18 protein-coding genes are annotated in these 23,892 nt (G+C 69.3%); 9 read left to right on the forward strand and 9 right to left on the reverse strand.

The window, feature by feature from the left end:
• Positions 1-165: 165 nt before the first annotated feature.
• The 3 genes from BLS66_RS10500 (at position 166) to BLS66_RS10510 (ending at position 4,061) form a co-directional block, all read left to right on the forward strand.
• A complete protein-coding gene (locus BLS66_RS10500; RefSeq protein WP_053461795.1) occupies positions 166-2,655 on the forward strand; it encodes a DEAD/DEAH box helicase in 2,490 nt (829 codons plus the stop codon).
• Positions 2,652-3,680, forward strand: a complete 1,029-nt coding sequence (locus BLS66_RS10505) for a ribonuclease H-like domain-containing protein (RefSeq protein ID WP_074725829.1) — start codon at positions 2,652-2,654, stop codon at positions 3,678-3,680. The genes BLS66_RS10500 and BLS66_RS10505 overlap by 4 nt, the downstream gene beginning before the upstream one ends.
• Before the next feature lie 66 nt (positions 3,681-3,746).
• Positions 3,747-4,061 carry an I78 family peptidase inhibitor gene (locus tag BLS66_RS10510; protein ID WP_049470483.1) on the forward strand — a complete coding sequence of 105 codons (315 nt, stop codon included), beginning with the start codon at positions 3,747-3,749 and terminating at the stop codon, positions 4,059-4,061.
• A gap of 66 nt (positions 4,062-4,127) precedes the next feature.
• On the opposite strand, the gene BLS66_RS10515 is transcribed toward BLS66_RS10510, so the two are convergent.
• Together BLS66_RS10515 and BLS66_RS10520 are read right to left on the reverse strand one after the other, a co-directional pair.
• Positions 4,128-6,128 (reverse strand): M56 family metallopeptidase, encoded by a 2,001-nt coding sequence (locus BLS66_RS10515; RefSeq protein WP_074725830.1) that lies wholly within the window; start codon positions 6,126-6,128, stop codon positions 4,128-4,130.
• A gap of 3 nt (positions 6,129-6,131) precedes the next feature.
• A complete protein-coding gene (locus BLS66_RS10520) occupies positions 6,132-6,518 on the reverse strand; it encodes a BlaI/MecI/CopY family transcriptional regulator (RefSeq protein ID WP_053461791.1) in 387 nt (128 codons plus the stop codon).
• Positions 6,519-6,709: 191 nt separating this feature from the next.
• On the opposite strand from BLS66_RS10520, the gene BLS66_RS10525 reads away from it, so the two are divergent.
• Positions 6,710-7,777, forward strand: coding sequence for a serine hydrolase domain-containing protein (locus tag BLS66_RS10525; protein WP_074725884.1), 1,068 nt, complete (start codon positions 6,710-6,712; stop codon positions 7,775-7,777).
• Between the two features lie 39 nt (positions 7,778-7,816).
• Here the strand turns inward: BLS66_RS10525 and BLS66_RS10530 are convergent, their stop codons facing one another.
• Both BLS66_RS10530 and BLS66_RS10535 read right to left on the reverse strand, forming a co-directional pair.
• Complete coding sequence (locus tag BLS66_RS10530) at positions 7,817-8,929, reverse strand: SDR family oxidoreductase (protein WP_049470492.1); 1,113 nt, start codon at positions 8,927-8,929, stop codon at positions 7,817-7,819.
• A gap of 35 nt (positions 8,930-8,964) precedes the next feature.
• The gene (locus tag BLS66_RS10535) at positions 8,965-9,198 is read right to left on the reverse strand and encodes a hypothetical protein (RefSeq protein WP_057493717.1); all 234 of its coding nucleotides are present in this window, start codon (positions 9,196-9,198) and stop codon (positions 8,965-8,967) included.
• Positions 9,199-9,350: 152 nt separating this feature from the next.
• Here BLS66_RS10535 and BLS66_RS10540 point away from each other — a divergent pair, with 152 nt between their 5' ends.
• Complete coding sequence (locus tag BLS66_RS10540; protein WP_049470497.1) at positions 9,351-9,659, forward strand: hypothetical protein; 309 nt, start codon at positions 9,351-9,353, stop codon at positions 9,657-9,659.
• Here BLS66_RS10540 and BLS66_RS10545 read toward each other — a convergent pair.
• The gene (locus BLS66_RS10545; protein ID WP_049470499.1) at positions 9,647-10,705 is read right to left on the reverse strand and encodes a DNA topoisomerase IB; all 1,059 of its coding nucleotides are present in this window, start codon (positions 10,703-10,705) and stop codon (positions 9,647-9,649) included. The two genes, BLS66_RS10540 and BLS66_RS10545, sit on opposite strands and share 13 nt — an antisense overlap.
• 111 nt (positions 10,706-10,816) lie before the next feature.
• Here BLS66_RS10545 and BLS66_RS10550 point away from each other — a divergent pair, with 111 nt between their 5' ends.
• The 3 genes from BLS66_RS10550 (at position 10,817) to BLS66_RS10560 (ending at position 17,367) form a co-directional block, all read left to right on the forward strand.
• Positions 10,817-11,206, forward strand: coding sequence for an I78 family peptidase inhibitor (locus BLS66_RS10550; protein WP_074725885.1), 390 nt, complete (start codon positions 10,817-10,819; stop codon positions 11,204-11,206).
• 175 nt (positions 11,207-11,381) lie between these two features.
• On the forward strand, positions 11,382-15,836 hold the full coding sequence (gene gltB / locus BLS66_RS10555; protein ID WP_064237371.1) for a glutamate synthase large subunit: 4,455 nt from the start codon (positions 11,382-11,384) through the stop codon (positions 15,834-15,836).
• An 85-nt stretch (positions 15,837-15,921) separates the two neighbouring features.
• A complete protein-coding gene (locus tag BLS66_RS10560) occupies positions 15,922-17,367 on the forward strand; it encodes an FAD-dependent oxidoreductase (protein ID WP_049470505.1) in 1,446 nt (481 codons plus the stop codon).
• On the opposite strand, the gene BLS66_RS10565 is transcribed toward BLS66_RS10560, so the two are convergent.
• Positions 17,353-19,761, reverse strand: coding sequence for an ATP-binding protein (locus tag BLS66_RS10565; protein WP_074725831.1), 2,409 nt, complete (start codon positions 19,759-19,761; stop codon positions 17,353-17,355). The two genes, BLS66_RS10560 and BLS66_RS10565, sit on opposite strands and share 15 nt — an antisense overlap.
• A gap of 167 nt (positions 19,762-19,928) precedes the next feature.
• Here BLS66_RS10565 and BLS66_RS10570 point away from each other — a divergent pair, with 167 nt between their 5' ends.
• Positions 19,929-20,795 (forward strand): methylglyoxal synthase, encoded by an 867-nt coding sequence (locus tag BLS66_RS10570; protein WP_049470511.1) that lies wholly within the window; start codon positions 19,929-19,931, stop codon positions 20,793-20,795.
• A 329-nt stretch (positions 20,796-21,124) separates the two neighbouring features.
• Here the strand turns inward: BLS66_RS10570 and BLS66_RS10575 are convergent, their stop codons facing one another.
• From BLS66_RS10575 to ttcA, 3 genes are read right to left on the reverse strand one after another with little or no spacing between them, the layout of a single operon-like run.
• The gene (locus BLS66_RS10575) at positions 21,125-21,904 is read right to left on the reverse strand and encodes a M48 family metallopeptidase (protein ID WP_049470515.1); all 780 of its coding nucleotides are present in this window, start codon (positions 21,902-21,904) and stop codon (positions 21,125-21,127) included.
• A gap of 59 nt (positions 21,905-21,963) precedes the next feature.
• Entirely contained in the window at positions 21,964-22,869 is a 906-nt protein-coding gene (locus tag BLS66_RS10580) for a recombination-associated protein RdgC (protein WP_053461785.1), read from the reverse strand.
• A 36-nt stretch (positions 22,870-22,905) separates the two neighbouring features.
• Complete coding sequence (gene ttcA, locus BLS66_RS10585; protein ID WP_176422035.1) at positions 22,906-23,826, reverse strand: tRNA 2-thiocytidine(32) synthetase TtcA; 921 nt, start codon at positions 23,824-23,826, stop codon at positions 22,906-22,908.
• Positions 23,827-23,892 lie beyond the last annotated feature (66 nt).

A 23,892-nucleotide genomic window follows, 5' to 3' on the forward strand; every position in this document is an offset into this window, starting at 1 on the left:
TCAGAATTCGTTGCTGCATCGGCAGCTGTTCAGCCAGGGGAGATGCAGCGATGCCATCCGGCAAAGGCACTGAACGGTTCACGGCCGCGCAGGCGGTGTCTCACATCCTGAGACGTGGATGTGGTGCCATGTGACCCCTCGTAAAACGTCCCGGCTCCACTTTCCATGGTCTACGAACTCGCCAAGCGCACCGCCGATGCGGAGCAGAAGCTCGCCACCCGCGATGGCCTGCCGGCCCGCGATGGCGCACTGCTCAGCGCGCGCCTGCAGCGTCGCTACCAGGACCGCATCACCGGCAGCTTCGCCATTCCCGGCCGCGAAGGCCGCTATGCGCCGCTTCCCGCCTCGGTACCGCCGGCGCTGGCCGCGGCGCTGCAGGCACGCGGCATCGAGCAGCTCTACAGCCACCAGGCCGAGGCCTGGGAGGCCAGCCAGCGCGGCGAGCACGTGGCCATCGTCACCCCCACCGCCAGCGGCAAGTCGTTGTGCTACACCTTGCCGGTGGTCAGCGCGGCCATGCAGGACAAGGCCAAGGCGCTGTACCTGTTCCCGACCAAGGCGCTGGCCCAGGACCAGGTGGCCGAGCTGCTGGAACTCAACCGTGCCGGCGACCTGGGCGTGAAGGCCTTCACCTTCGATGGCGATACCCCGGGTGATGCACGGCAGGCGATCCGCCTGCATGGCGACATCGTGGTGTCCAACCCGGACATGCTGCACCAGGCGATCCTGCCGCATCACACCAAGTGGGCGCAGTTCTTCGAGAACCTGCGCTACATCGTCATCGACGAGGTGCATACCTACCGCGGCGTGTTCGGCAGCCACGTCACCAACGTGCTGCGCCGGCTCAAGCGCATCTGCGCGTTCTACGGCGTGCAACCGCAGTTCATCCTGTGCTCGGCCACCATCGGCAACCCGCAGGCGCATGCCGAGGCGTTGATCGAGGCGCCGGTCACCGCCATCACCGAATCCGGCGCACCCAGCGGGCCGAAGCAGGTGCTGCTGTGGAACCCGCCGGTGATCAATCCGGACCTGGGCCTGCGCGCTTCAGCGCGCTCGCAGAGCAACCGCATCGCGCGCATCGCGATCAAGTCCGGGTTGAAGACGCTGGTGTTCGCGCAGACACGGCTGATGGTCGAAGTGCTGACCAAGTACCTGAAGGACATCTTCGACCACGACCCGCGCAAGCCGCCGCGCATCCGTGCCTACCGCGGCGGCTACCTGCCCACCGAACGCCGCGAGACCGAGCGGGCGATGCGCGCCGGCAACATCGACGGCATCGTCAGCACCTCGGCGCTGGAGCTGGGGGTGGATATCGGCAGCCTGGACGTGGTCATCCTCAACGGCTACCCCGGCAGCGTGGCCGCCACCTGGCAGCGCTTCGGCCGTGCCGGCCGTCGCCAGCAGCCGGCGCTGGGGGTGATGGTGGCCAGCTCGCAGCCACTGGACCAGTACGTGGTGCGGCATCCGGATTTCTTCGCCGAAGCCTCGCCCGAACATGCGCGCATCGCGCCGGACCAGCCGCTGATCCTGTTCGACCACATCCGCTGCGCCGCGTTCGAGTTGCCGTTCCGGGTCGGCGATGGCTTCGGCCCGATCGACCCGGAAGTATTCCTGGAAGCGCTGGCCGAAACCGAGGTCCTCCACCGCGAAGGCGAACGCTGGGAATGGATCGCCGACAGCTACCCGGCCAACGCGGTCAGCCTGCGCGCGGTCGCCGACGGCAACTTCGTGGTGGTCGACCGCAGCGATGGCCGCCAGCAGATCATCGCCGAGGTCGATTATTCCGCCGCCGCGCTCACCCTGTACGAGGGCGCCATCCACATGGTGCAGTCCACGCCCTACCAGGTGGAAACGCTGGACTGGGAGGGCCGCAAGGCCTACGTCACCCGCACCCACGTGGACTACTACACCGACAGCATCGACTTCACCCGGCTCAAGGTGCTGGACCGCTTCGACGGCGGCGTGGCCGGCCGTGGCGATTCGCACCATGGCGAAGTGCACGTGGTGCGCCGCGTGGCCGGCTACAAGAAGATCCGCTACTACACCCACGAGAACATCGGTTATGGCCCGGTGAATCTGCCCGACCAGGAGCTGCACACCACCGCGGTCTGGTGGCAGTTGCCGCAGGCCCTGCTGCTGCGCGCGTTCGCCAGCAAGCAGGATGCGCTCGATGGCTTCCTCGGTGCGGCGTATGCGCTGCACATCGTCGCCACCGTGGCGGTGATGGCCGATGCGCGCGACCTGCAGAAGTCGGTCGGCAACGGCGATGGTTCCTGGTTCGCCATCGCCGACCAGAGCGGCCGTGGCCAGCTGCGCGGCAGCGAAGGCGATCCTGGCGGGGTGGAGCTGCTGCAGGAGTTCGTACCCACGGTCTATCTGTACGACAACTTCCCCGGCGGCGTCGGCCTCAGCGAACCGCTCTGGCAGCGCCAGGCCGAGCTGGTGCAGCGCGCGCGCGAACTGGTCCAGCGCTGCGACTGCAAGGCCGGCTGCCCGGCCTGTGTCGGCCCGGTGCTGGCCGCACAGGAGGACGATGAGACCTCGCCACGGGCGCTGGCGCTGCGCGTGCTGGACCTGTTCGATGCCGAGGCCTGCCAGTACGTGCGCGACGTGGTGGTGACCACGCGCGAGCCGATGGAGTTGCTGGCACCGTGAGCCTGAGCCTGGACAAGCTGCGCCTGCTGCGGAAGCAGGCCGGCGACCCGAAAGCCGCCGTACCGGCGGCACCGGACGCTCCCGCTGCACCTGCGGCACCGCGGGCCGCCAACGATGCGCGACAGCCGCCGGTCGAGCGCTCGGTGTTCGCCTGGGTCGAACAGGAGATCCGCCACAAGCCGACCGGCGCTGCGGCCTGTGCCCCGACACCGGCGCCGGCAACGCTGCGGCGGCCGGAGGTGGGAAGCCTGCATCGCCTGCTCGGCCTGCGCGCGCGCGGTTCCGCCACGCCGGCACGCGCCAGCGCACAGGATCGCCAGCTACCGGGGGAGGAGATCGCGCCGGGCCTGTTCCTGGTCGAATCGCTGCAACCGCAGCCGATCCCGGCCGCCCCGTTGTCACTGGCCTTCGCCAGGCGCGAGGACCAGCACGTGGCCGCGCGCGATCTGCTGTTCTTCGATACCGAGACCACCGGCCTGGCCGGTGGCACCGGCACCCGCGCCTTCATGATCGGCGCGGCCGACTGGCACGTGTGCCCGCAGCGCGGCGAGGGCCTGCGCATCCGCCAGCTGCTGATGTCCACCCTGGCCGCCGAAGAGGCGATGCTGGCCACCTTCGCCGGCTGGCTGCAGCCGTCCACCGTGTTCTGCAGCTACAACGGCCGCAGCTACGATGCGCCGCTGCTGAAGGCGCGCTATCGGCTGGCCCGCCAGCCCGACCCGATCAGTGCACTGGACCACGTCGACCTGCTCTACCCCACGCGCCGCCGTTACCGCGGCCGCTGGGAGAACTGCAAGCTGTCCACCATCGAACGCCAGCTGCTGCGCGTCGTGCGCGAGGACGACCTGCCGGGCTCGGAGGCGCCTGGTGCCTGGTTGCGCTTCCTGCGCGGCGGCGACGCGGTGAACCTGCGGCGGGTGGCCGACCACAACCACCAGGACGTGGTGACCCTGGCCCTGCTGTTGCAGCGGCTGGTACGCGAGGAACAGCGCGAACGCGAGACGCTGGCGCTGGTCGGGCAGTAGGCGTTGACATGCCCTGACGGTGGCAGCGGTGACACTGCCGGCACCATCCACGCCTGGAGCCTGACGATGCGTCCCAGTCCCCTTGTCCTGCTCGCCATCCTGCCCTTGGCCGCCTGCAGTCACGCCGGCGGCAGCACCGCCCACGATCCTGCGCCGGCGCCCGTGGCCGATGCCGGGCACGAATGCAGACCCGAGGCGCTGGACGCCTTCACCGGCAAGACCGCCGACGAGGCCACGATCAGGAAACTGGTGGCTGACAGCGGCGCGCGCGGCGCACGGGTGGTCAAGCCGGGCATGGCGGTGACCATGGACTTCCGCCAGGACCGCGTCACCGTGCAGGTGGACGCGCAGAACCGCATCGAACGCGCCAGCTGCGGTTGATCGGCCCGGTGGGTGCCGGCCACTGGCCGGCGCCCCACATTGCCGGCCAGCGGCCGGCACTACCAGTCAGAGACGCTCGGCCTTGCCGCTGGCCAGTGCGCGCGCGATCACCTGCTGTGCCTGCTGCGACGCCTGCGCATGCACGCGGGCCTGGCGCTCGCCAAGCGCGGCCTGCTGGCTGCCCAGCGCCGCCTGACGGCTGGCCAGTTCAGACTGCTGGCTGGCCAGCCGCTGGATATCGCGGGTGTGGCTGGCACGCGCGGTTTCGTTGTCCACGTCCTGCATGGCACGACGTGCCTGTGCTGCGGCCTCACGCGCGGCCTCACGTGCAATGGACGAATCGCGGGTCGCGCCCCGCGCCGCCTTCGCCGCCTCGGCCGCCGCTTCGCGGTTGATGTCATGCGCGGCCATCGCGCTGCGCGCGGCCTGGGCGGCCGCCAAGGCGATGCGTCGCGCCTCCTCGCCCTGCAGGCGGCCCATCTCGCCCATCTGCCTGCCGAGTTCACCCTGCCGGCGGCCCAGCGCACTCTGCTGACGGCCGAGTTCGCGCTGCTGGCGGCCCAGATCCACCGCGCCACTGTAGGCACGCTGCAGGCTCTGGATCATCATCGGATCGCGCACCACGTAGCGCTTGTCGCCCTGGCGGAACCACAACGCCGGGCCCTTGCCGAGCTGCTGGCGGGCCACCGTCACGTCATCCATGCCGCCGTTGGCGAAGGTCGAATCACCATCGACCAGCACGAAGGCCTGCGGCGGCGACCTGCCCAGGTCCAGGCGGCCATAGGTGGTGATGGATGAGGCCGTCGAAGTCGTTCCCTGGGGGTCTTCGGCCATGCCGGCGGCGGCGTCGAAATCGGCCACGTCGGCATCGTCGGGCCCGGTCGTATCAGCGGGTTCGGCCGGTGCTGCAGGCGCCTCCGGTGCAGCCGGTGCTGCAGGCGCCTCCGGCACACCCGCGGCCGATGGCGGTGCGGCCGGGGCCTTGGGAGCCTTCGGCGGTGGCGGCACAGCCACCTTCGGTGCCGTCGGCGGCGCGGGCGGAGCCGGCGGCACCGGGGCCGCGACCAGGCGCATCGGCGCCACGCCCACCAGGACCACGACGGCCGTCAGCGCCATCGCCAGAACGCGCGGGCAGGCCCGGCGCGGCTGCAGCGACAGCAGGCGGCGCTTGAGGCTGGTGGCGTCCGGCGCGGCACTGGCCACGCCCAGGTGTGGCTGCGGCGCAACGCCCAGCTGCAGCAGCAGGCGGCCATAGGCCTGGCGGCTGGCACCCTGCTGGCCCACCACGGCCGCATCCACGGCTTCCTCGCGGGCCTGCGCGTATTCGCGCACCGACAGGCGCAGCAACGGGTGGAAGAAGAACAGGTGCTGGGCCAGCGCGGGCAGCAGGCCCCATTGCAGGTCACGGCGCTGCAGGTGCTGCAGTTCGTGGGTCAGTGCCAGGTCCAGCGCGTCGCCCTGCAGGGCGTTGTCGCCCGCCGGCAGCAGCAGCACCGGGCGGAACGGACCGACCAGCTGCGGTGCGTCCACCTGCCTGCTCATCCACAGCCGCGGCGCAGGGCGCACGCCGTGTGCATCGGACGCCAGCTGCAACGCGGCTACCAGCGCCTCGTCCGTGCAGGGATACGCCGCCGCCAGCAACGCGCGGCAGCGACGCCATTCACCGAAGGTGCGCAGGGCCATCAGCAGCACGCCCGACATCCACAGGCCGGCCAGTGCCACCGCCCACCACGCCATGGCCGGCATGTCCGCCGCAGCCGTGGGCATCGCAGCCAGCAGCTGTGCCGAGGCTTCCGGGGCCAGCGGATAGACCACGTCGGCGGCCGCATCGGTTGCGGTCATCGCCACCGCCTGCGGTGCGGGCAGCCAGGCCAGCTGCAGCGGCTGGCTCCAGAACAGGCCAAGCACGGCCTGCAGCGATACCAGCCACCACAGGCGGCAGCGGGTCGCCGCCGACAGTGACGGCAGCGCGCGGCACACGCCATACACCAGGGCCACCAGCAACACAGTCTGCAGGCTGGTCCAGCCCAGCCGTTCCAACAACGGGATCAGCATCGTGGTGTCCATGGCTCAGCCCTCGTGGCGACGCGATTGGAGTTGGGCCACCAGCGCTTCCAGCTCGGCCAGTTCGTTGTCGCTGACCTGCTGGCGCTGCGACAGGTAGGCCACGAACGGCGACACCGAGCCCTGCAGGGTGTTGTCGACGAACTGGGCCACGGCGCCCTGCAGCACGCTCTGCGGGCCACGGGTGGCCTGGTAGCGGTAGACGCCGTCCTGCTGGTGGCGCTGAAGATACCCCTTCGCCCGCAGCCGCTCCATCATCGTCAGCACGGTCGAACGGGCCAGGCCGCGGGCCTCGCCGTAGCCACTGGCGACCTCGCCGACCGTGGCCGGCGCATGTTCATCGATGTACTGCAGCAGGGCCAGTTCCTGGTCCCCGATCGTCTTGCCACGCATGACACCACTCCCTTGACTACACGTGTCGTCACTTTCTCTGTGACGACAACTGTAGTCAACCCCCCGGAAGTCATGGGCCGACGAACGGTAGGCACCACCGCGCCCTTAAACCTTTGACGCGCCGTCTGCATCCGATCCGCAACGTCCCAGTGGAATGCCGCATGTTCCGTCCCACGCTCCGAGTGCTGCTCATGCTCATCAGTGCACTGCCCTTCGCTGCCATCTCTGCCAGCCACGACCCGGCCAACGACCAGACCCGCCGCCTGATCCGCCAGGTCATGCTGGAACAGCGCATCCCCGGCTTGCAGGTCGCCGTGGTCAAGCAGGGACAGATCGTGCTGTCAGAGGCCTATGGCCTGGCCAACGTCGAGAACGGCGTGCCCGCCTCGCGCGATACCCGCTTCCCGCTCAATTCGGCCACCAAGGCGTTCACCGGCGTGGCCGCCGCACAGTTGGCACAGCGGGGGCAGCTGGATCTGGACGCGCCGGCGTCGCGCTACCTGGATGATCTTCCACCTGCGTGGAAAGACGTACGCGTGCGCCAGTTGCTGGCGCATACCTCAGGCCTTCCGGACATCCTTGATGCGAACGGACTGCTTGGCGGTGGCTCCGAGGCACAGGCATGGGCGGCAGTCACCGCGCGCCCTGTCGAAGCCGCCCCGGGGCAGCGTTTTGCCTACAACCAGACCAACTACGTGCTGCTGGCCAGGATCATCGCGCAGCTATCCGGCATGCCCTACGAACGCTTCCTGGCCACCGGCCAGTTCAGCAGTGCACGCATGGCGCGCACCACCTTCGGCGACAGCTATGACCTGATTCCGGAGGTAGCGACGATGTACAGCCTGGCCCCGCGTGCCACCGACGCGGCGGATGCGCCGTCGCGCCTGTCGCACTGGTTCTATGACATACCGCCTTCGTTGTGGGCCGGTGGCGGCATCCTCACCACCGCCGACGACACCGCGCGCTGGCTGGTCGCGCTGACCGAAGGCGGCCTGCTGGACGACGCCGCGCGTGCACGCATGTGGTCGGCCGAGCGTCTGGCCGATGGCCGTGCCGGCCCCTGGGCCGCCGGCTGGCCCGTGCTGCAGGACACACCGGACCTGCAGGTCGCCGGCATCGGCGGTGCCCGCTCGGCCTTCGTGGTCTACCCCGAGCGCGGCGTGGCGGTGGTGGTGCTGACCAATCTTGTCGGTGCCAATCCGCAGCAGTTCATTCCACGCATCGCCGATCTTTATGCGCCTGCGGTGACCGTGCCCTGAGGTGGCCGGCCAGCGGCCGGCACTACCGCCAGTGCTTGTTCACCCACGTGGCCCGCCCATCACCGGCAGGATCACCCCGCTGATGTAGCTGGCACAGGCTGGCGACGCCAGGAACACATAGGCCGGTGACAGCTCCTCGGGCTGTGCGGGCCGGCCCATGTCACTGTCCTTGCCGAATTCCGCTACGTCTTCAGCCTGCTTGTCAGCCGGATTCAAGGGCGTCCACACCGGACCGGGTGCCACGCAGTTGACCCGGATGCCACGTGGCAGCAGCTGGCTGGCCAGGGCCTTGGTGAACGCATGGATCGCGCCCTTGGTGGCCGAGTAATCGATCAGCGCCTTGCTGCCGAAGAGTCCGGTTTCCGAACCGGTGTTGATGATGCTGGCGCCCTCGCCCATGTGCGGCAGTACCGCACGCGCCATCTGGATGTAGCCGCCGATGTTGGTCTGCAGCGTCTCTTGCAGGTGCGCGTCTTCCAGATCCTCCAGCCGCTCGCAGTGCAGCTGGAACGCGGCGTTGTTGACCAGGATGTCGATGCCACCGAAGGCCTTGGCCACCTGCTTCACCGCCTTGTTGCAGAAGCGCGGGTCGCGCACGTCACCGGCGATCACCACACAGCGGCCGCCTTCGCGCTCCACGTGCTGGCGGGTGAGGTCGGCATCTTCGGCCTCGTCCAGGTGCAGAACCGCCACATCGGCGCCTTCGCGTGCGAACAGCACGGCCACCGCGCGGCCGATGCCGGAATCACCGCCCGTGACGATCGCGCGCATGCCCTGCAGCTTGCCGCTGCCGGTGTAGTCCGGCGCGAGGAAGCGCGGCGCCAGCGCCAGTTCGTGTTCGTGCCCCGGCTTTGCCAGCTGCTGGGCCGGCATGGCCTCCGGCTGGCGGCGTGCGCCGGCCTGGGTGGCGGTCTTTTTCGTGGCCTTCTTGGCCGCGCGGGCGTCCTTGGCCTTTTCCTGGTCCTGCAGGCGCCGCTGCCGGGCGGCAACGCGGGCGGCACGGGGATCACCGGCGGCGGCCTTGCGCGTTGCGGTCTTCACCACCCGCGTACGCGCAGTGCCTGCAGCCGTTTCCGCAGCCGGCGCCTTCGCACCCTTGCGTACCTTGGGGGATGCCTTGCGGCGGGCGGGCACCTTCTTGCTCGTGGCCATGGGGTCTCCTTCAGTCAGATGGGAATGGGGGCTGCTCAGGCGCGGTCGGCCACGCCCTGCACGCCGGCGTGGCTGGCACAGTGCGCACAGCAGAAGATCCGGCCGTCGCCTTCGACGCCGTGGCCGATCACCGCGCAGTCGCAGTGCGCGCAGTGCGGGGCGAAGGCATGGATCGCGCACTCGAACGAGTCAAACGTGCCGCTGCGCCCGCCCTGCTGCAGGGTGAAGCTCTTGTCGTAGTCGTTACCGCAGACATCACAGGTGGCCATCTCGCGCCTCCGTGGTGTGGAAAGAAACGTCAGTGTGGCCATCGCCGATGTCGCCGACGGTGAATGCCCTGTGTCGCGCGCGTGCAGGCCATTCATGCCGTCACCACGCAGCGCCCGGCACGCTGTCGACCCGATCACCACGGAGCAGGACCATGATGCGCGCATTCAGCGTGGCCGTACTCACTTTCGCCGTCACCGCCTGCAGCAGTACGCCGGTCGCACAGGTACAGCCGATCGATGGCGTGATTTCCGGCCAGTGCCACAGCGACAAGGTGCGTGGCGCCGTGGGCCTGGCCGCTTCGGACGCCACCGTGGCCCGCGCACGCGTGGACAGCGACAGCCTGCAGGTGCGCGTGCTGCGCCATGACGGCCCGCGGGTACCACCGGCCAGTGAAGGCGGCGACCGCCTGACCATCGAGAAAGGCCGGACCAACAACATCGTCGCGATCTATTGCGGCTGACGACGGCGGCTGAGCCGGCGCGCCCTGCGCAGTACGCGCAGGGTGGCCTGCTCCCACTGGCGCGGCCCACGCAGGCCGGCCAGCGCCGCCAGTTCACCGCGCTCCCAGCCGGCAAACACGCACGGGTCGATGTAGGCCTTGCGGCACACGGCCGGTGTGTTGCCCAACCGCGCCGCGACCTGGCACACCACGCTGCGCTGTGCCTGCGCCAACGCACGCTGGCTGGCCGGTTCCGGCAGCTCGGTGGCGGCAAACGCCTGCACTGCGGCCACGGTGCCGCCCCAGGTGCGGAAATCCTTGGCCGTGAAATCTTCGCCCATCACTTCGCGCAGATAATCGTTCACTGCACCCGAATCCACCGGCTGCAGCGCACCTTCATCGTCGCGGTACTGGAACAGCGCCTGGCCCGGCAGCTGCTGCAGGCGCCGCACCAGCAGCCCCAGCCGGCGATCACCCACGGTCACTTCCTGCAGCTGGCCGGACTTGCCTCGGAAACGCATGCGCACCCGCCCACCCCGCAACAGCTCCAGATGGCGGTTGCGCAGGGTGGTCAGCCCGAATGAACGGTTCTGCTGGGCATAGGTTTCATTGCCGACCCGCACCAGCGTGTCGGCCAGCAGTGCGACCACCATCGCCAGCACCTTTTCGCGCGGAAACCCTGGACGCTTCAGGTCCCGCGACAGCCGTCGCCGCAGCGTGGGCAGGGCGTCGCCAAAGGCGATGATGCGGTCGAACTTGCCGGCGTCGCGCTCTTTCGCCCAGTCGGCGTGGTAACGGTACTGCTTGCGCCCGCGCGCATCGCGGCCGGTGGCCTGCAGGTGGCCGTTGGCGTGGGCGCAGATCCACACGGCGGTGTAGGCCGGTGGAATGGCCAGTGCGCGGATGCGCTGCAGGGTGGCCGCATCGCGGACCACGTGACCGTCCGCGTCGCGGTAGCTGAAGCCCTGGCCGGCGCGGCGCCGGCTGATGCCCGGCTGGGTGTCATCGACATAGCGCAGGCCGGCCGCGCGCGCGGCCTGTCGTTCGGGGGAAGAGGGGGTTGGCATGACCACAGTGTCGCCGTCGCGATGCCGCGATCCTGTCGATAACAGAAGACAAACACGTGAGGGTCGGATCGCCGCTATGCTCGGGTTTTCACAATCCCTTCCGGAGTCATGATGTCGTTCCCGATTCGCGCCCGTTCGCTCTCCGCCCTGCTGCTGCCGGCCGTACTGGCCCTGACCGCCTGCCAGGCTCCGGCGCTGGATGAACAGGATTCGGCCACGGCCCATGCGCAGCAGGCGGCCGAAGCGGCCAAGGCACCGGCCGACGAAGCCGGCAAGGCCACCGAGGCACCGCCGGTCGGCACCTGCGATGCCAGCCAGGTGCAGAGCCTGGTCGGCCAGGCCTATGCCGACGCGCTGGGCAAGCAGGCGCAGGAAGATGCCGGTGCCCACCAGCTGCGCGTGATGAAGCCCAACGACGTGGCCACGATGGAGTTCCTTGGCGACCGCCTGAACGTCGAAGTGGACGACAAGGGCCTGGTCAGCGGCGTGCGCTGCGGCTGAGGCCGACCCCGCGCCGGCACGGGGTTGCCGGCGCGTTCCGTTGCACCTGCAACCGTGTATTGCGGCGTTGCAGCAACCTGTGATCTAGTCGAGGCATCCGGTGGCCTCACGATGCGCTCCAGGGATTGGGCGGGCTTGAGTGTCCCCGTTCAATTCATCCCGCATCGAGGTAGAGATGGCCCCCCGCAACCGCCAAGGGCTTTACGACCCGCGCTCCGAGCGCGATGCCTGTGGCTTTGGCATGGTCGCCCAGCTCGACGATCAACCTTCGCGCCTGCTGGTCGATACCGCCATCGCCGCGCTGTCGCGCATGACCCACCGTGGCGGTGTTGCCGCCGATGGCCTGACCGGCGATGGCTGCGGCCTGCTGCTGCGCCGCCCCGACGCGTTCCTGAAACTGCTGGCCAGCGAAGCCGGCATCGCCGTCTCCGCACGCTTTGCTGCCGGCCTGGTGTTCCTGCCCCACGACGCCGATGCCGCCCATGCCTGCCGCACCCAGCTGCAGGCGCAGGTCGAAGCGGTCGGCTGCCGGGTCGCCGGCTGGCGCGAAGTGCCGACCGATGACAGCGTCTGCGGCCAGCTGGCGCGTGACACCCTGCCGCGCATCGAGCAGGTGTTCGTCGATGCCGGCGTCGGCCAGGACGATGCCGGCTTCGCGCTGGCGCTGTTCCTGGCCCGCCGCCGCAGCGAACAGCAGCTGCGCGATCACGCTGATTTCTACGTCACCACCCTCACCCCCGATGCGATCAGCTACAAGGGCATGGTGCTGCCGGACAAGCTCAGCCGCTTCTATCCGGACCTGCAGCGGCGCGAGCTGGCCTCCAGCGCGATCGTGTTCCACCAGCGCTTCTCGACCAACACGCTGCCGCGCTGGCCGCTTGCCCACCCGTTCCGGATGCTCGCCCACAATGGCGAGATCAACACCATCGAAGGCAACCGCCGCTGGGCCCAGGCGCGCAGCAAGGTGTGGAAGACGCCGCGCTTTGACATCGCCGAATTCGACCCGGTGATCTCCATGCACGGCTCGGACTCGCAGAGCCTGGACAACATGCTGGAACTGATGGTCGCCGGTGGCATGGAGCTGATCCAGGCGCTGCGCATCCTGGTGCCGCCGGCCACCCAGTCGCTGGAGTTCAAGGACCCGGACCTGGCCGCGTTCTACGAGTTCCACGGTCTGAACAGCGAGCCGTGGGATGGCCCGGCCGGCATCGTTGCCTGCGACAGCCGCTACGCCGTCTGCACCCTCGACCGCAACGGCCTGCGCCCGGCGCGCTGGATGCTGACCGCCGACCGCCACTTCCTGGTTGCCTCTGAAGCGGGCGTGTGGGAAGTGCCCACCGAGCGGGTGGTGCGCAAGGGCAAGCTCGGCCCCGGCGAGATGATCGCGATCGACCTCAAGCGCGGCGATCTGCTCGACTCCGATGCGGTGGACCGCATCAACCGCGGCCGCGCGCCCTACAAGCAGTGGCTGCAGCAGGGCGTGACCTACCTGCAGACCGAACTGATCGACCCGTCGCTGGTGGAAGAGCCGTTCGACGAAGCCACCCTGCGCAGCTACCACAAGCTGTACCAGCTCAGCAGCGAGGAAGTGGAGCAGGTGCTGCGGCCGCTGGCCGAGACCGAGCAGGAAGCCACCGGCTCGATGGGCGACGACACGCCGATGGCGGTGCTGAGCCAGCGCAGCCGCCCGCTGTACGACTATTTCCGCCAGGCCTTCGCGCAGGTCACCAACCCGCCGATCGATCCGCTGCGCGAAGACTGCGCGATGTCCCTGTCCACCCAGCTCGGCAAGGAGACCAACATCTTCCATGCCGGCCCGGAGACGGTGAACCACGTCATCCTCAATTCGCCGGTGCTGAGCCAGCGCAAGCTGCGCCAGCTGCTGAAGATGGACCAGTACGTGCAGGCCAACCGCCTGCTCGATCTGTCCTACAGCGAAGACGAGGGCCTGCGCGCCGGCATCGAGCGCATCTGTGCCGAGGCCGAACAGGCCGCGCGCGATGGCATGGTGATGTTGCTGCTGTCCGACCGCTACCCGGTGGCCGGACGCCCGATGGTGCATGCCCTGCTCGCCACCAGCGCCATCCACCACCACCTGTCGCGGCTGGGCTTGCGCTGCGACGTCAACCTGATCGTCGAGACCGGCACCGCGCGCGATCCGCACCACATGGCCTGCCTGCTCGGCTTCGGTGCCACCGCGGTATATCCGTACCTGGCCTATCAGACCCTGTTCGACCTCGGCCGTCGCGGCATCCTCAAGCTCAGCAAGGGCGGTGAGCAGTCGCAGATCGGCCGCCGCTACCGCAAGGGCGTCTACAAGGGCCTGTCGAAGATCATCTCGAAGATGGGCATCTGCACCGTGGCCAGCTACCGCGGCGCGCAGCTGTTCGAGATCATCGGCCTGGAACCGGAAGTGGTGGACCTGTGCTTCCCGGATACCGCCTCGCGCATCGGCGGCGCCGGCTTCGCACGCCTGGACGCCGATGCGCGCGAGCTGTGCGCGCAGGCCTGGGACGCGCAGCAGGATGTCGATGTCGGTGGCCTGCTGAAGTACGTGCACGGCGGCGAATACCACATGTACAACCCGGACGTGGTCACCACCCTGCAGCGCGCGGCGCGCAGCGGTGACCCGCGTGCGTGGCAGCAGTATTGCGATGCGGTGCATGCGCGCCCGCCCTCGGCACTGCGTGACCTGCTGGAACTGGTACCGGCCGCCGTGCCGGTACCGCTGGACGAGGTCGCCCCGGCCAGCGCACTGTTCCCGCGCTTCGATACCGCGGCGATCAGCCTCGGCGCCCTGTCGCCGGAAGCGCATGAAGCGCTGGCCATTGCCATGAACCGCCTGGGCGGCCGCAGCAATTCCGGCGAAGGCGGCGAAGACCCGGCACGCTACGGCACGCAGCGCCGCAGCAAGATCAAGCAGGTGGCGTCCGGGCGCTTCGGCGTGACCGCCGAGTACCTGGTCAATGCCGAGGTGCTGCAGATCAAGGTCGCCCAGGGCGCCAAGCCCGGCGAAGGCGGCCAGCTGCCCGGCCACAAGGTCAACGAACTGATCGCACGGCTGCGCTACGCACGCCCCGGCATCGGCCTGATCTCGCCGCCGCCGCACCACGACATCTATTCCATCGAAGACCTGGCGCAGCTGATCTACGACCTCAAGCAGGTCAACCCGACCGCGCTGGTGTCGGTGAAACTGGTCAGCCATGCCGGCGTGGGGACGATCGCCGCCGGCGTGGTCAAGGCCGGTGCGGACCTGATCACCATTTCCGGCCATGACGGTGGCACTGGCGCGTCGCCGGTCAGCTCGATCCGCTATGCCGGCGTGCCGTGGGAACTGGGTGTGGCCGAAGCGCACCAGGCGCTGCTGGCCAACGACCTGCGCGGGCGCACCCTGCTGCAGACCGATGGCGGGCTGAAGACCGGCCTGGACGTGGTCAAGGCCGCGCTGCTGGGCGCGGACAGCTTCGGCTTCGGCACGGCGCCGATGATCGTGCTGGGCTGCAAGTACCTGCGCATCTGCCACCTCAACAACTGCGCCACCGGCGTGGCCACCCAGGACGAACGCCTGCGCGAGAACCACTTCACCGGCCAGCCGGAGCGCGTGGAGAACTTCTTCCGGCTGCTGGCCGAAGAAGTGCGTGGCTGGCTGTCCTACCTGGGCGCGCGTTCGCTGGAAGAGATCGTCGGCCGCACCGACCTGCTGCGGCAGATCGAGGCCGCGCCGCGTGACGGCGTACGCGTGGACCTGTCGCGCCTGCTGGCCGACAGCCGCTATGAAGGCAGCCACTGCGCCGCGCAGCGCCTGTACGAATCGCCGGACAGCCTGGCCACGCAGATGGATGGCCTGCTGGCCCCGGCCATCGAGCACAAGCGCGGCGGCGAGCATCGCTTCCTGATCCACAACACCGACCGCAGCATCGGCACCCGCCTGGCCGGCGCGGTGGCACGCGCGCACGGCAACCAGGGCATGGCCGACACGCCGCTGGAACTGCGCTTCCGCGGCAGCGCCGGGCAGAGCTTCGGCGCCTTCAATGTCGGCGGCCTGCACCTGGAAGTGGAAGGCGAAGCCAACGATTACGTCGGCAAGGGCATGGCCGGCGGCCGGCTGGTGGTGCGGCCGCCGCGGGGCGCGCGCTTCGAGGCACGCAGCACTGCCATCATCGGCAACACCTGCCTGTACGGCGCCACCGGCGGTGAACTGTTCGCTGCCGGTCGTGCCGGCGAACGCTTCGCGGTGCGCAATTCCGGCGCGCTGGCGGTGGTCGAAGGGGCCGGTGACCACTGCTGCGAGTACATGACCGATGGCGTGGTGCTGGTGCTGGGCAAGGTCGGCCTGAACTTCGGTGCCGGCTTCACCGGTGGCCTGGCCTACGTGCTGGACGTCGACCGCGACTTCGTCGACCGCTACAACCACGAGCTGATCGACATCCATCGCGTGTCCGCCGAAGGCTTCGAGAACTATCGCCAGCACCTGCACCGCCTGATCGGCCGCCACCGCGAGCTGACCGGCAGCATCTGGGCACAGCAGATCCTGGACGAGTTCCGCGATTACATCGGCAAGTTCTGGCTGGTCAAACCGAAGGCCGCCAGCATCGAGTCGCTGACCGAAACGCTGCGCCGCGCCGCGTAACGGTAGTGCCGGCCGCTGGCCGGCAACCCAGGACCACGTAGTGCCGGCCGCTGGCCGGCAACCGCAAAACACCACAGAGCCCGCCATGAGCCGCAAGCACGCCTTCCAGTTCCTCGACCTGCCCCGCACCATGCCGCAGCGCATTCCGGTGGAACTGCGCACCTCCGGCGACTGGGGCGAGCTGTACGGAAAGTTCGGCAAGGAAGACGCGCAGTACCAGGCCGGCCGCTGCCTGGACTGCGGCAACCCCTACTGCAGCTGGAAGTGCCCGGTGCACAACGCCATTCCGCAGTGGCTGCAGCTGGTGCAGGAGAACCGCATCCACGAGGCCGCCACGCTGTGCCACAGCACCAACCCGCTGCCGGAAGTCTGCGGCCGGGTCTGCCCGCAGGACCGGCTGTGCGAAGGCAGCTGCACGCTGGAGGAATTCGGCGCGGTCACCATCGGCGCGGTGGAGAAGTACATCGTCGATACCGCCCTGGCCAGTGGCTGGCGCCCGGACCTAGGCGCGGTACGGCCGACCGGCCACAGCGTTGCGGTGATCGGGGCCGGCCCCGCGGGCCTGGCCTGCGCCGATCGCCTGGCCCGCGCCGGCATTGCCGCGGTGGTCTACGACCGCTACGAGCAGATCGGCGGCCTGCTGCAGTTCGGCATTCCCAGCTTCAAGCTGGACAAGGACGTGATCCACCGGCGCCGCGAAGTGCTGGAAGGCATGGGCGTGCAGTTCCGCCTCGGCGTGGAGATCGGCCGCGACCTCAGCGTGCAGCAGCTGCTGGACACCCACGATGCCGTGTTCGTCGGTACCGGTGCCTACCGTTATACCGACGGTGGCCTCGACGGCCAGGACCTGAAGGGCGTGCTGCCGGCACTGCCGTTCCTGGTGCAGAACAGCCGCATCGTCGGCGGCGATGACCCGAAGGGGCGGCCGATTGCCGGCTGGGAAGACACCATCGCCCTGCCCGACCTCAACGGCAAGCGCGTGGTGGTGCTCGGTGGCGGTGATACCGGCATGGACTGCGTACGCAGCGCCGTGCGCCTGGGCGCGGCCAAGGTCACCTGTGCCTACCGCCGCGACGAAGCCAACATGCCCGGCAGCGCGCGCGAAGTGGCCAATGCGCGCGAAGAAGGCGTGCGCTTCCTGTTCAACCGGCAGCCGCTGTCGATCGAAGCCGGCGCCGACGACGAAGTGATCGGCGTGACCGTGGTCGAAACGCGGCTGGGCGAACCCGATGCCAATGGCCGCCAGAACGCCGTACCGATCGAAGGCAGTGAATCGCTGCTGGAGGCGGACGTGGTGATCATCGCCTTCGGCTTCTCGCCCAGCGTGCCGGCGTGGCTGGCCGAACTGGGCGTGGAAGCCCAGTCCAACGGCCGCATCCTCGCCGGTGGCAAGGACCGTCTGCCGTTCCAGACCGCGCACCCGCGCCTGTTCGCCGGTGGCGATGCGGTGCGCGGTGCCGATCTGGTGGTGACCGCCGTGGCCGAAGGTCGCGACGCCGCTGCCAGCATCGTCCGCCTACTGGCGCACTGAGTCAGGCAGCAGCAGCGCGTCCAGCAGCGCGCGCAGTTCGCGCGCCTCCAGCGGCTTGGCCAGGAAATGGTCGATGCCCGCATCACGGCAGGCCTCACGGGTGCGCTCCAGCACGCTGGCGGTCAGCGCAATGATCGGGACCCGTGCACGGGTGGCGCAGGCGTCGCTCCGGATCGCCCGGGCCAGCGCGAAGCCATCCATGTGCGGCATGTGGCAGTCGGTGATCACCAGGTCGAACGGCTGCCCCTGCCAGGCCTCCCAGGCCTGCAGGCCGTCGCCGCAGGCGTGCACCTGCAGGCCCAGCTCGCACAGGCGTTGTGCCAGCAACTGCAGGTTGGTCGGATGATCCTCGGCCACCAGCACCCGCGCCGGTGGCAGCGGTCGTTGCGCGGCCCGTGCCGTCGCCGGTCCCGCCGCGGGGGCCGCACAGGCCGCCAGGTCCAGCTCCAGCCACACGGTGGTGCCCTTGCCGGGCACGCTGCGCAGGTGGAGGCGCCCGCCCATCGACGTCGCCAGCTCGCGGCAGATCGACAGCCCCAGGCCACTGCCGCCGAAGCGGCGCGTGGTCGACGCCTCGGCCTGCTCGTAGGCGGCAAACACCGCCTGTTGCCGTTCCACGCTGATGCCCACGCCGGTGTCGGTCACCTGCAGGCGCAGCTGCTGGCCGCCCTCGCGCTGCTGCAGCACGCGGACCTGCAACACCACGCACCCCTGCAGGGTGAACTTGAGTGCATTGCCGGCCAGGTTGAACAGGACCTGCCGCAGGCGCAGCCCATCGGCCAGCGACCAGGCCTGCAATGCCGGGTCGATCTCGCTGTGCAGTTGCAGGCCCCGGCTGCTCGCGACCGGCGCCAGCAGCTGCTGCACCGCCCGCACCATCGCCGCCAGGTCGGTCGGGCGCAGCTGCAGCGGGGCGGGTTGCAGGCGCTGGCTGTGCAGCACGTCGTCGAGGATCTGCCGCAGCATCTGCGCCGCATCCGCCACCGTGCCCAGCACCTGCTGCTGGCCCGCGTCGAGCGGCCCGCCCGCCAACCGCTCCAGCATGCCCAGCAGGGTGCTCATCGGCGTGCGGATCTCGTGGCTCATGGTCGCCAGGAAATGGCTCTTGGCCAGCGCCGCCTGCTCGGCTGCGCGGCGTGCATCGGCCAGCGCCGTCGCCCGCGCCTGTGCTTCGCTGACGTCCATCCAGTAACCACTCCACTCCACGCTGCTGTCATCGCACGGCAACGGGCGCCCCTGCGAGCGGACCCAGCGCCAGCCCTGCGCCGACCGGGTGCGGAAAGTGACGTCGATCGGGCCGCGCGCCAACGCGGCAGCTTCGATGCAGGCCATCACCCGGCTGCGGTCGTCGGGATGGACGGCGGCCAGCAGCTGGAAGTGATCGATCCGCGCGGTCTCCACGCTCACCCCGAACAGCGCCTGCACATCACCGGCGATCTGGGTCAGGCTGTAGTGCCCGGTCGCCGAGCGGCGGGCCTGGTAGACCACCGCCGGCAGGTTCGCGGTGACCTCCTGCAAGCGCTGCTCCAGCACGCGCCGGCGGGTGCTCTCACGATGCACGCGCCAATAGCCAAAGGCATGGACCAGCGCGAGCGCGAGCAGGACCAGCGACGCCGGCACCAGCCAACGCAGCGTCGCGCCGGCGGGTTGTGCCCGTGGCCGCTCCGGCCGCCACGCGCTGTGCTCGGATGCGCGATGCGCGTCGTCCTCCTGCCGCAACTGCTGGTCGAAGGCAGCGATCACCCCGGCACAGGCCGGCACCGCTGCCACCACCAGGGCATCACCGAAGCCCGCCGGTGCGGCGATCACCAGCGGGTCACCCGGCCCGGCACGGAGCGCGGCTTCGACTTCAGCAAGATTGGCGATCACGGCATCGACCAGCCCGGCGCGCAGCAGTGACAGCGCATGGTCCAGCGGCGCAGGGGCCAGCAGCTGCGCGCCCGGGGCCTGCTCGGCCAGCAGTGCCTCCAGCGGTAGCCGGTCCGGACTGGCCACGCTGCGCCCACGCAGGTCCTCCAGCCCCAGCACGGCTGCCGCGCTCTCGCGCCGCACGATCACCTGTGGCACCTCCAGGTAGGCCCTGCTGGCCACCCATCCGGCGGGGAGCTGCGCCTGCGGCCACCCCAACAGCACCTGGGTGCCGGCCGGCACCTGGCCCTCGGTGAGCGCCGCGGCAGCCAGAGGCCTGGCATCCGTCGCCGCCGGCTCGCCCAGCAGCGGCAGATAGTCTGCAGCCAATCCCGCAAGGTCGCCCTGCACGCTGTAGGACAGCGGCGGCCGATCGGAGCGCCATGCCACCTGCAACGGGCTTGTGCAGCTGGACGCAGTGGCGACGCCGGGCAGCAGCAGCATTGTCATGACAGCGGCGACGGCGCGGCGGCCGGCGGCATTCACGGTAGGCGTCCTCATTTCGCGGGCAGGAACCACGGCCGCGCAGCGGTACCGCTGCCAGCCACGCTAGCGGGGCAGGCTTCCGCCACAATGAGAAAAATTGGAAAAACATCCGCATCGGCGGATGGCGACATACACTGCCGCTTCTACCCGTCCCTACGGAGCGCTCGATGCGTATCGGCCTGGCCGCCAACCGTCTCCATCACCACGATGCACGCGCTGCGCTGTTCCGCTGGCTGCGTGCCAGCGAGGCGGGCCTGCGGGAGCTGGGGGTGTCACTGCATGCGGTCGGGCGCACCCACGACGCCATCGCGCGGCAGGGCTTCCTGGCCGGGTACGGCGGCCTGCACCGGTATCCCTACGGCCGCGAAGGTGGCCTGATGAAGCTGGTGGCCGAAGTGGTCGGCATGGGACCGGAGCGCACCCTGGACGGCGCGATCTACCTGATCGACCCGGTCGATCCTTCCTCGGTGTTTCCGGAAGCCACTGCGCTCAAGCGGCAGTGTGTAATCCACGGCAAGCCGTTCATCTCAACCGTGGCCACCGCGCGCGACTGGATCGAAGTGGAGCGCATCCACGCCGGGCTGGCGGCCGATGCCGGTGCCGACGACCTGCATGCGTTCCAGGAACAGACGCTGGCGCTGATCGCGCATGATGCAATGAAGCCGGCGATGCTGGCCTTTGCCGATGAACACTTCGATGTGCTGGCACGCTTTGGTCAGCGCGTTGCCACCGGCACCACCGGCCAACGCCTGAACGAGCTGGCGTGGAGCCGGGGGTGGCCCAGCGATACGCCGTGGGTGACGCGGTACCAGAGTGGCCCGATGGGTGGCGACGCGCAGATTGCCGATCGCGTGCTGGAGGGCCGCTGCCAGCGCGCGATCTTCTTCGAGGACCCGCATGTGGCGCGCCAGCACGAGGCCGACATCCAGCTGCTGGAGCGCGCGGTGACGACGGTGACCGACCAGGCGGTGTGCATCACCGCACCGCGGGTGGCGGCACGCTGGGCGACAGCGGCGGCGTTGCGCGCGGGATGAGGGTTCCGGCCAACGGCTGAGCCCCTCGTGGTGGGTCGTTCAAATCAGAAGCCGTGCTCGGCCGGGCGGGGTGGATTGCGCAGGGGTCGCTGCAAGTACGTCCTTGTAAGCTCGGTCGCCGCATCCATGCGGCTCACGCCCCTGCGCAACCCACCCCGCCCGGCCACGGACAGTTTCCTGTGTGCCCATCACGGAAGAAAGAAAGAAGGAAGAGCAGGAGCGGGTCGCGCGCTGCGCGCGCTTTTGTAGAGCCGAGCCATGCTCGGCTGCTGTTGATCGCGAGGGCTGAATATCCGCGCTACGCGCGTCAGCCGAGCATCGGCTCGGCTCTACAACAGCTGGCGGAGCATGGCTTTCAAGCGGCGCCCTTCGAGCTGGAAGTAGTCGCGCTGTTGCCGCCAGTCCGGGAAGCGTTGTTCCACTTCATGCCAGAACGCCGGCGAGTGATTGGGCTGAATCAGGTGGCAGAGTTCGTGCACCAGCACGTACTCGAACGCTTCGGGGCGGCCCAGCACCAGTGCCAGGTCCAGTGCCATGCTGCCATCGGGGGCGAGCGAGCCCCATTGCGAGGACATCACCTTCAGCCGCAGGCGGCTGGGTGCGCGTGGCAGGGTGGGCAGGTACCTGGGCAGCCAGCGGCCGACATCGGCGCGGGTCTGGGCTTCGTAGAACTCGCGCAGCAGGCGGCGCAGGGTCGCATCGCCGCCCCGGGTCGGCCACTGCACGCAGGCGCCGTGCTCATCGATCTCCAGCCGCGCGTAGCGGCCTTCCTGCCAGCGCAGCGGCAGCAGTTCGCCGCGCAGGGGCAGCACGCCGGCTTCGCCCGGCTGCAGTGGGGCCGGCAGGCCCTGGCCCTGGTACTGGCGCAACTGCAGCGCCAGCCAGTCGCGGTGCTGCTCCAGGAAGCGCTCGCCCATTACCAGGCTGGCCCGCGGCGGCAGGGTCAGGCGTGCGCCGCGCTCGTCCACGCTCAACTTGATCCGGCGTGCCCGCGGATCGCGCACGCGCAGTACCTCGATCTCGGCATCCTCCAGGCGCAGGCGAACGGTGTCGCGCTGCACGGTGGCGGGCGGGGTCGGGCTGATCAGGCGGCGCAGCAGACGGCTCATGCACCCAGCATAGCGCTGCTTCGGGCCGCCGGATGACCGGCGGCCCATGAGGCGCGTGTTCAGTCAGCCTTGCTGAGCTTGAACGCGTCTTCCAGCAACAGGAACAGGCGGCGGATCTCGGCGCTCTGCAGGGCGAAGCGGGCGTCGAACTCGGCGCGGCGGCCGTCTTCGTCGGCATGCTCCAGCTGGTCCAGGGCACCGTCGAGGAACTTCAGCTTGCGCACGATCAGGTCGTCGCCGATCACGAACGACAGGTTGTCCTCGAAGATCAGCGCCAGTTTGGTCACCTGCTTGCCCGCGTCCAGGTGCTTGTCGATCTCGTCGCAGCGCAGTTCCTGGTGCTGGCACTTGACCACCGCACCGCCTTCGACCGGATCCTTCATCTCGCACTCTTCGCCCAGGCTCAGCCCGGTCGGCAGCGGCTCACCGGCGATCCAGCCGGTCAGGATCGAACGCGGCGCGACTTCAGCGTTCAGCGGCATCGCCGGGAAGCTGCCGAGCAGGCCGCGGATGTCGGACATGAAGTACTCGCCGGTCTTGCGGCTGGAGGTATCCACTGCGACGTAGCCGTGCTGCAGGTCGATGAAGGCGTCGTTGCGCGAGGACTTCACGAAGGCGCGCGGCAGCAGTTCATGCAGCAGGTCGTCCTTCATGCGCTTGCGCTCGCGGCCACCGGGGCGGCGGCCTTCCTTCTCCTCGATCTCCTCCAGCTTGCGCTCGAGCAGGTCGTTGACCACCGCCGCCGGCAGGATCTTGTCCTCGCCGCCCACGGTCAGCCACAGGTGTTCGGCGATGCGGTGCGACAGCAGTTCCTTCTCCTCGCGGCCAAACGGCGAGATGAAGCCACGCGAGTTCATTTCCAGCGCGCCCACGGGCTTGAGCACGGCATGCGGCAGCAGGGTATCGACTTCGGAAAAATCGGTCGTAGTCGGGAAACGGAAGAACGTCAGGTTGCGAAAGAACATGGAATTCCGGATGGCAAAGAGGAAGGGCGACCGACCTTAAACGGCGGGCGTCTCGGGATCTGCGTCGGCGTCAGCCGGGGTACCGGCCAGCCAGGCATGGGCGTCGGGCAGTGGCGCGTCGTCGCCACGGCCCAGCGACATGAAGTCGAACAGCGTGCTGTCGGCCAGCTGCGAGGGCCGGACGTCGCCCAGGGCACGCGCGATCTGCTCGATGCGGCCCGGGTGGTCCTTTTCCCACTGCTTCAGCATCAGGCCGACCTGGCGGCGCTGCAGGTTCTCCTGGCTGCCGCACAGGTTGCAGGGAATGATCGGGAACCGGCGTGCCTGCGCGTACTCGACGATGTCGCTCTCGCGCACGTACGCCAGCGGCCGGATCACCACGTGCCTGCCGTCATCGCTGCGCAGCTTCGGCGGCATGCTCGCCAGCTTGGCGTGGTGGAACAGGTTCATGAAGAACGTGGCCACCCTGTCGTCGCGATGGTGGCCCAGCGCGATCTTGGTGAAGCCGTGGGTCTCGGCGTAGTGGTACAGCGCACCACGCCGCAGGCGCGAGCACAGCGAACACATGGTCTTGCCTTCCGGGATGACCCGGCTGACCACCGAATAGGTGTCCTGCTCGATGATGTGGTACGGCACGCCCAGCCCGGCCAGGTACTCCGGCAGGATGTGCTCGGGAAAGCCCGGCTGCTTCTGGTCCAGGTTCACCGCCACCAGCTCGAACGGCACCGGTGCCTTCTTCTGCAGCTGCAGCAGCAGATCCAGCAGGGTGTAGCTGTCCTTGCCGCCGGACAGGCAGACCATCACCTTGTCGCCGGCCTCGATCATGCCGAAGTCGGCAATCGCCTCGCCCACCTGGCGGCGCAGGCGCTTGGCCAGCTTGTGCTGCTCGCGTTCGGCCACGCGCGGATCGCGGGCGGTGCGCGGCGGGGGATCGGGAAGAGAAATCACGGCACTCATGGGGTCCATTCTAACGGCTCGGAGCGGCCCCGGCCGGGAGTCGGGATTCCCCTCTCCCGGCGGTCA

The organism is Stenotrophomonas pavanii, assembly GCF_900101175.1.
Taxonomy (GTDB): Bacteria; Pseudomonadota; Gammaproteobacteria; order Xanthomonadales; family Xanthomonadaceae; genus Stenotrophomonas; species Stenotrophomonas pavanii.